The organism is Streptomyces sp. NPDC037271, from assembly GCF_055603605.1.
Genome location: NZ_JBVJVN010000002.1, coordinates 47,089 through 59,129, shown reverse-complemented (window position 1 = coordinate 59,129; position 12,041 = coordinate 47,089). Strand labels below are relative to the sequence as shown.

General features: G+C 69.9%; 11 protein-coding genes. 3 read left to right on the top strand and 8 right to left on the bottom strand.

Annotated features, from left to right (window positions below):
• Positions 1-82: 82 nt before the first annotated feature.
• The 7 genes from ACZ7G3_RS05025 to ACZ7G3_RS04995 all read right to left on the bottom strand — a co-directional run bounded on the left by ACZ7G3_RS05025 (position 83) and on the right by ACZ7G3_RS04995 (position 8,748).
• The gene (locus tag ACZ7G3_RS05025; RefSeq protein ID WP_470923258.1) at positions 83-1,231 is read right to left on the bottom strand and encodes an aldose epimerase family protein; all 1,149 of its coding nucleotides are present in this window, start codon (positions 1,229-1,231) and stop codon (positions 83-85) included.
• A 66-nt stretch (positions 1,232-1,297) separates the two neighbouring features.
• Positions 1,298-2,542, bottom strand: a complete 1,245-nt coding sequence (gene mmsB / locus ACZ7G3_RS05020; protein WP_426598789.1) for a multiple monosaccharide ABC transporter permease — start codon at positions 2,540-2,542, stop codon at positions 1,298-1,300.
• Positions 2,539-4,089: a multiple monosaccharide ABC transporter ATP-binding protein gene (gene mmsA, locus ACZ7G3_RS05015; RefSeq protein ID WP_470923256.1), complete on the bottom strand. Its 1,551-nt coding sequence runs from the start codon at positions 4,087-4,089 to the stop codon at positions 2,539-2,541. The genes mmsB and mmsA overlap by 4 nt, the downstream gene beginning before the upstream one ends.
• Positions 4,090-4,121: 32 nt before the next feature.
• Positions 4,122-5,234, bottom strand: coding sequence for a multiple monosaccharide ABC transporter substrate-binding protein (chvE, locus tag ACZ7G3_RS05010; RefSeq protein WP_426598791.1), 1,113 nt, complete (start codon positions 5,232-5,234; stop codon positions 4,122-4,124).
• Between the two features lie 138 nt (positions 5,235-5,372).
• Positions 5,373-6,344: a glycosyltransferase family protein gene (locus ACZ7G3_RS05005; RefSeq protein WP_426598792.1), complete on the bottom strand. Its 972-nt coding sequence runs from the start codon at positions 6,342-6,344 to the stop codon at positions 5,373-5,375.
• Positions 6,345-6,580: 236 nt separating this feature from the next.
• Positions 6,581-7,585, bottom strand: coding sequence for a zinc-dependent alcohol dehydrogenase (locus ACZ7G3_RS05000; RefSeq protein WP_426598793.1), 1,005 nt, complete (start codon positions 7,583-7,585; stop codon positions 6,581-6,583).
• A complete protein-coding gene (locus ACZ7G3_RS04995; protein ID WP_398130430.1) occupies positions 7,582-8,748 on the bottom strand; it encodes a mandelate racemase/muconate lactonizing enzyme family protein in 1,167 nt (388 codons plus the stop codon). The genes ACZ7G3_RS05000 and ACZ7G3_RS04995 overlap by 4 nt, the downstream gene beginning before the upstream one ends.
• Positions 8,749-8,962: 214 nt before the next feature.
• On the opposite strand from ACZ7G3_RS04995, the gene ACZ7G3_RS04990 reads away from it, so the two are divergent.
• The gene (locus ACZ7G3_RS04990; protein WP_470923253.1) at positions 8,963-9,679 is read left to right on the top strand and encodes an SCO2400 family protein; all 717 of its coding nucleotides are present in this window, start codon (positions 8,963-8,965) and stop codon (positions 9,677-9,679) included.
• 139 nt (positions 9,680-9,818) lie between these two features.
• On the opposite strand, the gene ACZ7G3_RS04985 is transcribed toward ACZ7G3_RS04990, so the two are convergent.
• Positions 9,819-10,259, bottom strand: a complete 441-nt coding sequence (locus ACZ7G3_RS04985; protein WP_426598795.1) for a MarR family winged helix-turn-helix transcriptional regulator — start codon at positions 10,257-10,259, stop codon at positions 9,819-9,821.
• A gap of 98 nt (positions 10,260-10,357) precedes the next feature.
• On the opposite strand from ACZ7G3_RS04985, the gene ACZ7G3_RS04980 reads away from it, so the two are divergent.
• Together ACZ7G3_RS04980 and ACZ7G3_RS04975 are read left to right on the top strand one after the other, a co-directional pair.
• Positions 10,358-11,380, top strand: a complete 1,023-nt coding sequence (locus ACZ7G3_RS04980; protein ID WP_426598796.1) for an NADP-dependent oxidoreductase — start codon at positions 10,358-10,360, stop codon at positions 11,378-11,380.
• A gap of 113 nt (positions 11,381-11,493) precedes the next feature.
• Positions 11,494-11,913 carry an organic hydroperoxide resistance protein gene (locus tag ACZ7G3_RS04975; RefSeq protein ID WP_470923251.1) on the top strand — a complete coding sequence of 140 codons (420 nt, stop codon included), beginning with the start codon at positions 11,494-11,496 and terminating at the stop codon, positions 11,911-11,913.
• Positions 11,914-12,041: the final 128 nt, after the last annotated feature.

The window sequence follows — 12,041 nt, the reverse complement described above, 5'->3', positions numbered from 1 at the left end:
GGCCCGCGCCGGGGAGCGCGGACCGCCCTTACATACGAAGGGGGATGAGACACCGTTCAACGCGTGTGAAGAAAGTGTGCCCTCACGCGTCGAACGAGTGCACCGTCGTCGTCCGGTACGTCTCGCCGGGCCGCAGCACGGTCGACGGGAACGACGGCTGGTTCGGCGAGTCCGGGAAGTGCTGTGTCTCCAGGCACAGGGCGTCGCCCTGGCGGTAGAGGGAGCCGCCGGTGCCGGTCAGGGTGCCGTCGAGGAAGTTGCCCGAGTAGAACTGCAGGCCGGGCTGGTCGGTGGCGATGTGCAGGGTGCGGCCCGAGGCGCGGTCGCGCAGGGTGGCGATGTGCTCGGGGCGCTCCGTGATGCCCTTGTCCAGCACCCAGTTGTGGTCGAAGCCCTTGGCGGTGACCAGCTGCGGGTGGGCGTCGCGGATGTCCCGGCCGATCGGTTTGGCCCGGCGGAAGTCGAAGGGCGTGCCGGAGACCTTCGCCAGCTCGCCCGTCGGGATGAGGCCCGCGTCGGTGGGCGTGTAGCGGGACGCGGCGATCGACAGCTCGTGGTCCTCGATGGTGCCGCTGCCCTCGCCGGCCAGGTTCCAGTAGACGTGGCTGGTGAGGTTGACGACGGTGGCCCTGTCGGTGGTGGCCTCGTAGTCGATGCGCCACTCGCCGCGCCGGGTGAGGGTGTACGTCACCTTCGCCCTGAGCGTGCCCGGGTAGCCCATCTCGCCGTCGACGCTGGTGTAGTGCAGGACCAGGCCGACGTCGGAGCCCTCGGTGAACGGCTCGACGTCCCACACCCGGTAGTCGAAGCCGAGGGCGCCGCCGTGCAGGGAGTTCTCGCCGTCGTTGACGGAGAGCTGGTACTCCTTGCCGTCCAGGGTGAAGCGTCCCTTGGCGATGCGGTTGCCGTACCGCCCGATCAGGGCGCCGAAGTGCGGGCTGCGGGCCACGTAGTCGTCGAGGTTGTCGAAGCCCAGGGAGACGTTCTCGTGGCGGCCCCGGCGGTCGGGGATCTCCAGGGACTGGACGACGCCGCCGTACGACAGCACCTTCATCCGCGTGCCGCCGTTCTCCAGCGACCAGCGGTACACCTTCGTGCCGTCGGCGAGCTTGCCGAAGAGCTCCTTCACCGGCTTCCTGCCTCCCGTGGCGTGTGCCGTGCCGCCGGCGGTCGCGGCGGCGATGCCCGCGGCGGTCGCCGTTGCGATGACCGTGCGTCTGCTCAGTTCCATGTGTGCGGCTCCTGTACTTCCGTGAGAAGAAGCGGGCCCCGCCTCGAGCGGCGGGGCCCCAGACCGTTACGAACCGACCTTGCGCTTGTTCCACACGTCGAACCCGACCGCCGCCAGCAGCACCGCGCCCTTGATGACCTGCTGCCAGTCGGTGCCGATGCCGACGAGGTTCATGCCGTTGTTCAGCACGCCCAGGACCAGGCCGCCGATGATCGCGCCGAGGACCGTGCCGACGCCGCCGCTCATCGACGCGCCGCCGATGAACGAGGCGGCGATGGCCTCCAGCTCGAAGTTGAGGCCGGCCTTGGGAGAGGCCGCGTTGAAGCGGGCGGCGAAGACCAGACCCGCCAGGGCCGCGAGCATGCCCATGTTCAGGAAGACCAGGAAGGTGACCTTCTTGTCCTTCACGCCCGACAGCTTGGCCGCGGGCAGGTTGCCGCCGATGGCGTAGATGTGGCGGCCGATGATCGCGTTGCGCATCAGGTAGCCGAACCCGACGACCAGCACGCCCAGGATGAGCAGCACGACCGGGGCGCCCTTGTAGCTGGCGAGCAGCAGCGTGACGACGAGGACGGCGGAGACCAGTGCGACCAGCTTGAGCGCGAACAGCTTGACCGGCACCACCTCGAGGGCGAACTCCTGCTGCCGCTTGCGGTCGCGGACCTCCTGGAACACCACGAAGGCGATCAGGGCGAAGCCCAGCAGCAGGGTGAGGTTGTGGTAGTTGGTGTTCGGGCCGACCTCGGGCAGGAAGCCGTTGGCGATCTTCTGCAGGTCCTTCGGGAACGGGCCGAGGGTCTGGCCCTTCAGGAAGATCTCCGTCAGACCGCGGAAGAGCAGCATGCCCGCCAGGGTCACGATGAACGACGGTATGCCCAGATAGGCGATGAAGAACCCTTGCACCGCGCCCGCGGCCGCGCCGATGGCCAGGCAGAGCACCACCGCGACCGGCCAGGGCAGGTCGTTGTCGACCATGAGCACGGCGGCCATCGCGCCGATGAACGCCGTCAGCGAGCCGACCGACAGGTCGATGTGGCCCGCGATGATGACGAGCATCATGCCGATCGCGAGGATCAGGATGTAGCTGTTCTGCAGCACCAGGTTGGAGACGTTGCGCGGCAGCAGCAGGTCGCCGTCGGACCAGACGGCGAACAGCACCACGATCAGGCCGAGGGCCATCAGCATGCCGTACTGGCGCATGTTGCGGCGCATGCCGTCGAGCATCAGCTGCAGCAGGCCGCCGCCGGAGGCCGCCCCGTCCTTGCCGGGCGGCGCGGGGGCCGGGGTCTTGGCGGTCAGGTCCGTGCTCATCGGGTTACCTCTTTGTCCTTCGTCATCTGACGCATCAGCGCTTCCTGCGAGGCCTCGGCCCGCGAGAACTCACCCGTCAGCCGCCCCGCGGCCATCGTGTAGATGCGGTCGCACATGCCGAGCAGCTCCGGCAGTTCGGAGGAGATGAAGACGACCGCCTTGCCCTGGGCGGCCAGCTGGTCGATGACCGTGTAGATCTCGTACTTGGCACCCACGTCGATACCGCGCGTGGGCTCGTCCAGGATCAGCACCTCGGGACCCGCGAAGATCCACTTGCTGAGGACGACCTTCTGCTGGTTGCCGCCGGACAGCTTGCCCACCGGCTCGAAGACGGTCGGCGCCTTGATGTTCATGGACTTGCGGAAGTCCTCGGCGACCTGCCGCTCCCCGTGCTCGTCGACCACACCCCGCTTGGCGACCTTGCCCAGCGCGGTCAGCGAGATGTTCCGGTTGATGGTGTCGATGAGGTTGAGGCCGTAGTGCTTGCGGTCCTCGGTGACGTACGCGATGCCGTGCCCGACCGCCTCCGGGACGGTCTTCGTACGGATCTCGGTGCCGTCCTTGAGGACCGTGCCGCCCGCGTACCGGCCGTAGGTGCGGCCGAACACGCTCATCGCGAGTTCCGTGCGGCCGGCGCCCATCAGCCCGGCGATGCCGACGATCTCGCCGCGCCGCACCTCGACCGAGACGTCGTCGACGACCTTGCGCTGCTGGTCGATGGGGTGGTGCACGGTCCAGTTCCGGATCTCCAGGGCGGGTGCGGTGCCCTCCTCCGGCTGGTGCGGGGTCCGCTCCGGGAAGCGGTTCTCCAGGTCGCGGCCGACCATCCCGCTGATGATCCGGTCCTCGGTCGTCTCCTCGGCCTTCACGTCGAGCGTCTCGATGGACCGCCCGTCGCGGATGATCGTGACCGAGTCGGCGACCCGGCGGATCTCGTTCAGCTTGTGCGAGATGATGATCGAGGTCATGCCCTGGTCCTTCAACGAGAGGATCAGGTCGAGGAGTTTGCCGCTGTCGTCGTCGTTGAGCGCCGCCGTCGGCTCGTCGAGGATGAGCAGCTTCACCTTCTTCGAGAGCGCCTTGGCGATCTCCACCAGCTGCTGCTTGCCCACGCCGATGTCGGCGACACGGGTCTCCGGGTGCTCGTCGAGACCGACCTGGCGCAGCAGTTCGGTGGCGTGCCGGAGGGTTTCGTTCCAGTTGATCAGTCCGCGCTTGGCGTGCTCGTTGCCGAGGAAGATGTTCTCCGCGATGGAGAGGTACGGCACCAGCGCCAGCTCCTGGTGGATGATCACGATGCCGTGCTGCTCGCTCGCCCGGATGTCCTTGAACCGGCAGGTCTCGCCGTCGAAGAGGATGTCCCCTTCGTAGCTGCCGTGCGGATGGACGCCGGAGAGCACCTTCATCAGGGTCGACTTGCCGGCGCCGTTCTCACCGCAGATGGCGTGGACCTCGCCCTGACGAACGGTCAGTGTGACGTCCGACAGCGCTTTGACACCGGGAAAGGTCTTGACGATCGAGCGCATTTCCAGGACGGGTCCCGCCATGGTCGTGCCTTCCAATCCTTGAGGGGGCCCGGTTACTTGAGGTCGTCCGCGGAGTAGGTGCCACCCTCGACGAGGACCTTCTCGTAGTTGGCCTTGTCGACGCTGACCGGCTGCAGCAGGTAGGCGGGGACGACCTTGGCACCGTTGTCGTACGACTTGGTGTCGTTGACCTCGGGCTCCTTGTCGTTGAGGGAGGCCTCGACCATGTTCGAGGCGACCTTGGCGAGCTCGCGGAGGTCCTTGAAGACGGTCTGCGTCTGCTCACCCGCGATGATCGACTTCACCGAGGCGACCTCGGCGTCCTGGCCGGTGACGACCGGCATGGGCTTGTTCGCGGAGCCGTAGCCGTCCGACTTCAGGGCGGACAGGATGCCGATGGAGATGCCGTCGTACGGCGAGAGCACCGCGTCGACCCGGGCGCTGCGGTAGCTGGAGGTGAGCAGGTCGTCCATGCGCTTCTGCGCGGTGCCGCCGTCCCAGCGCAGGGTGGTGACCTGGTTGAGGGCGGTCTGCTTGGACCGGACGACCAGCTGGCCCTTGTCCATGTACGGCTTCAGGACGCTCATCGCGCCGTTGAAGAAGTACTTGGTGTTGTTGTCGTCGTTGGAACCGGCGAACAGCTCGATGTTGAAGGGGCCCTTCTCGGAGCCGTCCTTCAGGCCGAGCTTCTCGACGATGTACGTGCCCTGCAGCTCGCCGACCTTGCTGTTGTCGAACGAGGCGTAGTAGTCGACGTTCTCCGTGCCGAGGATCAGCCGGTCGTAGGAGATGACCGGGATGTCGGCGTCCTTGGCCTGCTGGAGCACGTTGTTGAGGGACTTGTTGTCGATCGCGGCGATGACCAGGGCGTCGACGCCCTGTGTGATCATGTTCTCGATCTGGGAGACCTGCTGGTCCGGGTCGTCCTCGCCGTAGACGAGCTTGGTCTCGTACCCCTTGGCCTTCAGTTCCTTCTCGACGTTGGCGCCGTCGGAGATCCAGCGCTCGGAGGACTTGGTCGGCATCGCGATGCCGATGGTGCCGCCCTTGCCACCGCCCTTGTCCTCCTCACTGCCGCCCTCGCTGTTCTGGCCGCAGGCGGTCAGGGTGAGGGCGAGGGAGGCGGCGGAGGCTACGGCGGCGAGTGCGGCTCTGCGGTTGCGCATGGTCATCATCCTTGATGTGGGTGCAGGGCTCGGTCTGGTGGTGCCGGCACGCGAAAAGCTGAGGGTGGAACGACCGAGAACAGGTGTGTGGGATTGTGCGCGGCTGTGTCTTCTTTTGTGAAGGGAGTTTCCGGAACGTTATGACGAGATCTCGAACCGGTTGAGCGAGCCCGGCAGTCGTGTGCCGAGCGGAGCCATGTCCCCGTCCGCCCCGTGCCGCGCCAGCAGATCCAGCGCGAGCCGGCCGCGCCGCACCCGCTCCTTGGCGGTGGCCAGCGTCAGTTCCCGAAGGTGGTGGCCGTACGGATAGATCCCGGGCGCCTTGGAGAGACCGAACTTCAGGTACAGCGGGGCGCCGCGCCGGACCAGCTCGGCGACCTCGTACATCCGCACGTAGCCGCCGAGGTCGTCGGGAGCCTCGATGTACATGTCCATGGGCGCGGCCGAAACCCGCCGTATTTCGGTCAGGTGGTCCGGAGTCAGGTCGCTGGGCACGTTGATGGAGTCGGCGCCGAGCCGCTCGTACACCGCGTACGAGGCCGGGTTGACCGGCCCCACGAGCGCCGACAGCTTCAGCGTGGTGTCGGCGGGGATGATGCCCGCCGTCCGCGCCCGGTGCAGCGTCCACAGCACGCCCTCGTCGGCGACGAGCAGGCACTTGACGCCCAGCTCGGTCGCCCGCACGGCGTCCTCGACGCACCCGGCGACCGCGTCGTGGCCGCGGGCGCGCAGACCCGCGCCGCCCGAGTCGGTCCGGGTGGAGCCACCGATGTCCCACGTGCCGCGCGGGCCGGTGAACAGGCAGAGCTCGATGTCGCGTTCGGCGGTGGCCTCGACCATCTCGGTGATCTCGGCGTCGGTCAGCATCCAGACGCCGCTGCCCTGGCTGATCCGGTGGATCGGCACGTCCAGCCGCGAGGACTCCTTCAGCACCACTCCCAGCGCCTCCGGCCCTTCGCAGGAGGGGATCTCGGTGCGCCAGCGGCCACCCTCCGGGAAGGAGTGCGGCGAGGCGTCGGCGGGGTCGGGGGCGGGCGCGGCCAGGCCGAGGGCGGTGAGCGCCTGCTCACCGGGCCTGCGTGCGGCGGCCTTGGCGGAAGCGTCGGTCACAAGCTGTCCTTAGTGTTCGGTATGTCGGACGAAGTTCGCGGCTCAGGGGAGGAGAAGCCGGCGGTGGAACCGGAGAGGGAGCCGGACGTGAGGTCGGAGAGGGGGCCGGAGGCCGGAGATGAGCCGGAGGCCGGAGAGGGGAGCCGAGCCGCGGAAGAAGCCCGTGCGGATGGATGTACGCCGGTACGGAGGCCGTCAGGTCGCCCCCGTGCCGGCGTACGGTTCAGGGGTGGGCGTCAGGGGCGCAGCAGCACCTTGCCGACCTTCGGGTCACCGGACCCCACCAGTTCGATGGCCTGCTGGAACTCCGTGAGGGGCAGCTCGTGCGTCACCAGCGGCCGCGGGTCGAGCAGCCCGGCCGCGAAGACCCGCACCGTGTGCGCCCAGGCGTCCGGCGCCGCCCCGAAGACGGTCTGCACCTCCAGCTGCCGTACGACCAGGTCGGTCGGGTCGAGCCCGTCGGCGCCCGGCGCCGGGATGCCGGTCAGCACCAGCCGCCCGCCCCTGCGGAGCAGCCCGGCGGCGGTGCGGGCGGCGCCGGCGGACCCGGCGGTCTCGATGACGACGTCGAAGTCGTCCGGGAGGCGCTGGTCCCTCGTCCGGAAGTCGGTCGCGCCGTACTGCCGCGAGAGCGCCTCCCGGTCCCCGCGCGTGCCGACGACCAGCAGCTCGCCCGGGGACGCGGCACGCAGGAACTGCACGGCGAACATGCCGAGCGTCCCCGTGCCGACGACCGCGACCCGCTCGCCGGGGCGGGCGTTCGCCTTGAGCGCGGCGGCGGCGATGCAGGCGGCGGGCTCCAGCAGGGCGGCGGCGGTGAGGTCGGCGTCGTCGGGCAGGGCGTGCAGGAGGCGGGCGGGCAGCGTCAGCGTGGGCGCCATGGCCCCCGGCTGGGTGAACCCCGTCTCCTCGTACCCCGCCGTGCACAGCGTCGTCTCGCCCGCGTGGCAGCGGTCGCAGACCTGGCAGTTGCGGAACCCCTCGCCGACGACCCCGCGCCCGACGAGGGACGCGGGCACTCCGGCGCCGACCCGCTCCACGGTCCCGGACCACTCGTGCCCGGGGGTGAGCGGGTAACGCACGTATCCCTCGGGCCGGTTGCCCTGGTAGACCTCGCGGTCGCTGCCGCAGATCCCGGCCGCGTGCACCCTCACCAGCGCCTCGCCGGGGCCGGGCTCACGCGGCTCGTGCGGCACGAGCCGGTGCTCGCCCGGCGCCTCGATGACGACCGCGCCGCTCACGCCCCGGTCCCCTTGGGCTTGCGCTGCTCCCAGCCCTCGGCCCACAGGTCGAACCGCGCCTGCTGCTGCGGGAACTCGGCCGCCGCGTCGGTGTCCAGCTCGACGCCGAGGCCGGGCGCGTCGGACAGGTGGAAGCACCCGTCCTCCGGGTTCACCTGCGGCGCGCCCTTCACGACCTTCTTGATCTCCGCGTCCGCGAAGTCGTTGAAGTGCTCCAGGATCTTGAAGTTGGGGGAGGTGAAGCCGACCTGGAGGCTGGCGGCGGTGAGGACCGGCCCGCCCACGTTGTGCGGCGCCACGAGCGTGTAATGGGTCTCGGCGGTGGCGGCGAGCTTCCGGGTCTCCCAGATGCCGCCGATGTGGCCGACGTCGGGCTGGATGATGTCCACCGACTGGTCCTCGAACAGCTCGCGGAACTCGATCCGGTCGTGGATGCGCTCACCGGTGGCGACCGGGATGTCGACCTTCTCGGCGACCTTCCGCAGCGCCTTGAGGTTCTCCGGCGGGACCGGCTCCTCCAGCCAGGCCGGCTTGAAGGGCGCGAGTTCACGCGCGAGCCGGACGGCGGTGGAGGGCGAGAACCGGCCGTGCATCTCCAGCATCAGCTCGGCGTCCGGCCCGATGGCGTCCCGCACGGCCTCGATGAGCGACACGGCGTAGTTCGTCTGCTGCTGGTCCAGCTCGAAGTGCCCGGTGCCGAACGGGTCGATCTTCAGCGCCCGGTACCCGCGCTCCATGACCCCCTGCGCGGCCTTGTGGTAGGCCTCGGGCGTCCGCTCGGTCGTGTACCACCCGTTGGCGTACGCCTTCACCTTGTCGGTGACCTTGCCGCCCAGCAGCTGCCAGACCGGGACGCCGAGGGCCTTGCCCTTGATGTCCCAGCAGGCCATCTCGACGACGGCGATGCCGGACATCACGATCTCGCCGGCGCGGCCGTAGTCGCCGTACTTCATGCGGCGGACCAGGTCCTCGACAGCGAACGGGTCGGAGCCGAGAATGTGGTTGGCCTCGGCCTCCTTCAGATAGCCGAGGAGAGCGTCGGTGTGCCCCAGCATCCGGGTCTCGCCGACTCCGGTGATGCCCTCGTCGGTGTGCACCTGGACGTATGTCAGGTTGCGCCACGGCGTCCCGACCACGTGTGTGCTGATTCCGGTGATGCGCACGGCGGCTGCCCTTCGCTGTGTTCGATATTTCGTCACTCGTTCGAAATGCTGGCGTGACAGTAAGGAGGGTGCGGTCGGGGTGTCAATGGGTCGGACACATAACGGTTTCGGCAGTTTCGAAAGTGCGGGCGGAGCGGGCCCGGCCGCTTCCCCACACAACCTTCACAGGCGCCTCTAGGAACGCGGCCGTTGCGGAACTTAACCTTCCCGCGTCATGGACTACTGCCACCCGTGCCGACGGCACCTCAATGGCGCCCTCGCCTGCCCGGGGTGCGGCGCGCCGGCCGAAGAACTCCGCGTGTCCGGCGCGTATGTGACGGAGAGCGAGGAGAGCCCGGCGCGGGCGGCCGGAGAGGCGGACGCGGCCGACGGGACGCCCGACGACGCCTCCCGCGGCGGGCGGGCCGGCCGCCGCGACCGCAAAGCCGCGGCACACCGCCGACGCCGCCGCCGGACCCTCTTCGTCACCGCGGGCTTCGTCCTGGCGGCCGGCGGACTGAGTCTCGCGGAACTCGGCGCGGACGCCCCGGGCTCCCCGGCGAAGCCGGCCGCCGCCGGGGGCGAGACGACGGACGGCGGGGCGAGCCGGGAGGTGGGGGAGGCCGGTGAGGCGGGGGAGTCCTCGGCCGTGCCGGCCGAGGGGGCGTCGAGGACGACCACCGCCTCGGGCGCACCGTCACCCGACGCGTCCGCTTCGACAACGGTGTCGGCGTCGGCTTCGGTGTCCCCGGGCGCGGAGGAGTCGGAGGGGGCGGACGAGGCCGGGACCCCGTCGGCACCCCCGGCGGCGGCGCCGGAGACGTCCCTGGCCCCCGGCTCGCCGTCAACGGTCCCGGACGCCCCGCCCCCGACGACGACCCCCACTCCGACGGCCTCGCCGGACCCCACCCCGACCGAAACGTGCGACCGCTTCCTGTGGTGGTGCACGTAGCTGGGCAGCCGGTGGTGGGCGCAGCCCCGCGATCCCGGGCGTGCGCCCCCGTGAGCCGTGCCGTGCCGTGCCTGGCCGGGGGCCCGTCCCCTTCAGGGTGACGCCGGTCGCGGGTGAACGCCGGCCCGCCCCGCCGGCCTCAGTCCCCCAGCATCCTCCGCAGCGCGTCCCGCAGGGCCACCCGCTCTCCCTCCGACAACCCTGCGAGCGGCTCCCGCGCGAACCGCAGTGACTCCCGCAGCCCCCGTGCCACCCGTCGCCCCTCCTCCGTCGCCGCGGCCACCTTCACCCGGCGGTCGCCGGGGTCGGGGCGCCGTTCGACCAGTCCCCGGGCCTCCAGCCGGTCCACGATCCCGGTGACGTTCGACGGCTCGCACTTCAGCTTCTGCGCCAGTTTCCGCATCGGCAGCGGTTCCAGCGACAGCAGGCTGAGCAGCCTGGCCTGTGCCCCGGTCAGGGCGCGGTCCGCGGCCGCCTCCTCATAGTCGGCGTGGAAGCGGGCCACGACCTCACCGATCAGCTCGACGACTTCCAGGGTGAGTGCGTCGGGTCGGCGGGTCGTGTCGCGTGGTGTGGCCATGGAAACCAGGGTACCCATTTGTTTGACAAGCTGAAATGTTCAGTCGCATGGTTGTTTCAGACCCTGAAGCATCTGTGCTCCCCGGAAAGGTGCCCCCCATGACCGATTCCCCCGCCCTCCCCACCGTCAACCGCGAATGGCATCTGGTCAGCCGTCCGGTCGGCTGGCCCAAGCCCGAGGACTTCACCCTCGTCGAGGCGGAGGTCCCGACCCCGGGCGACGGCCAGGTGCTGGTACGCAACCTGTACGTCTCCGTCGACCCCTACATGCGCGGCCGCATGAGCGCCGCGAAGTCGTATGTCGCCCCGTACGAGCTGGGCAAGCCCATGCAGGGCGGCGCGGTCGGCGAGGTCGTCGCCTCCAACGCCGAGGGCATCGCCGTCGGCGACCACGTCCTGCACTTCCTCGGCTGGCGCGAGTACGCCGCGGTGGACGCGGGGAACGCCGTGAAGGTGGACGCGCAGGCGGCGCCGCTGTCGACGTACCTGGGTGTGCTCGGCATGACCGGGCTCACCGCCTACGCCGGTCTGCTGCGCACCGCCTCCTTCAAGGAGGGCGACGCGGTCTTCGTCTCCGGCGCCGCAGGTGCCGTCGGCAGCCAGGTGGGGCAGCTCGCGAAGCTCAAGGGCGCCTCCCGGGTCATCGGCTCCGCCGGCTCGGACGAGAAGGTCAAGCTCCTCGTCGACGAGTACGGCTTCGACGCCGCCTTCAACTACAAGGACGGCCCGGTGAGCGAGCAGCTGCGCGCCGCCGCCCCGGACGGCATCGACGTCTACTTCGACAACGTGGGCGGCGACCACCTGGAGGCCGCCATCGGCTCCCTCAACCGGGACGGCCGTATCGCCGTCTGCGGCATGATCTCCGTCTACAACAACACCGAGCCCGCCCCCGGCCCGAAGAACCTCGCCCGCCTGATCCAGACCCGCGGCCGCATCGAGGGCTTCCTGGTCGGCGACCACTACGACCTCCAGCCGCAGTTCGTCCAGGAGGTCGGCCCGTGGGTCCGCTCCGGCGAGCTGAAGTACCGCGAGACGGTCGTCGAGGGCATCGAGAACAACCTGGAGGCCTTCCTCGGCGTCCTGCGCGGCGACAACACCGGCAAGATGATCGTCAAGCTCTGACCCCGTACGGGCAGAGCGGCCTTCACCGGGTTTCCGCCATGCGGTAGCGTCTTTCCGGAATCCGTCGTGATCGTGGGCGCGAGTCACGGCGGACCGAGGAGGAAGACAACCGCATGCCCATTCAGCAGTCCGAGGTCCTCTACACCGCCGTCGCCACCGCCGAGAACGGCCGCGACGGGCGGGTGGCCACCGATGACGGCAAGATCGACGTGGTCGTGAACCCGCCCGAGGAGATGGGCGGCAACGGCGCCGGCACCAACCCGGAGCAGCTGTTCGCCGCCGGGTACAGCGCCTGTTTCCAGGGTGCGCTCGGTGTCGTGGCCCGGCAGGAGGGCGCCGACATCTCCGGTTCGACCGTCACCGCGAAGGTCGGCATCGGCAAGAACGACGACGGGTTCGGCATCATCGTCGAGATCTCCGCCGAGATCCCGGCGGTGGACGCCGCCACCGCGCGGTCGCTGGTGGAGAAGGCCCACCAGGTCTGCCCGTACTCGAAGGCGACCCGCGGCAACATCACCGTGACGCTCGTCTGACCGGCCCGGTTCCGTGGGGGGGGGGGGGGGGGGCCGGGGGGGGGGGGGGTACAAACAAACCCCGGACGAAAAAGGGGGGGAGGAGGGGGGGGGGGGCGCTGGGCACAGGAGGGGGGCTTTCACGCGTG

Bases quoted from the DNA above. Each gene is read 5' to 3' on its own strand.
- ACZ7G3_RS05025 (WP_470923258.1), bottom strand. From the start codon at position 1,231: ATGGAACTGAGCAGACGCACGGTCATCGCAACGGCGACCGCCGCGGGC.
- mmsB (WP_426598789.1), bottom strand. From the start codon at position 2,542: ATGAGCACGGACCTGACCGCCAAGACCCCGGCCCCCGCGCCGCCCGGC.
- mmsA (WP_470923256.1), bottom strand. From the start codon at position 4,089: ATGGCGGGACCCGTCCTGGAAATGCGCTCGATCGTCAAGACCTTTCCC.
- chvE (WP_426598791.1), bottom strand. From the start codon at position 5,234: ATGCGCAACCGCAGAGCCGCACTCGCCGCCGTAGCCTCCGCCGCCTCC.
- ACZ7G3_RS04990 (WP_470923253.1), top strand. From the start codon at position 8,963: ATGGACTACTGCCACCCGTGCCGACGGCACCTCAATGGCGCCCTCGCC.
- ACZ7G3_RS04985 (WP_426598795.1), bottom strand. From the start codon at position 10,259: ATGGCCACACCACGCGACACGACCCGCCGACCCGACGCACTCACCCTG.
- ACZ7G3_RS04980 (WP_426598796.1), top strand. From the start codon at position 10,358: ATGACCGATTCCCCCGCCCTCCCCACCGTCAACCGCGAATGGCATCTG.
- ACZ7G3_RS04975 (WP_470923251.1), top strand. From the start codon at position 11,494: ATGCCCATTCAGCAGTCCGAGGTCCTCTACACCGCCGTCGCCACCGCC.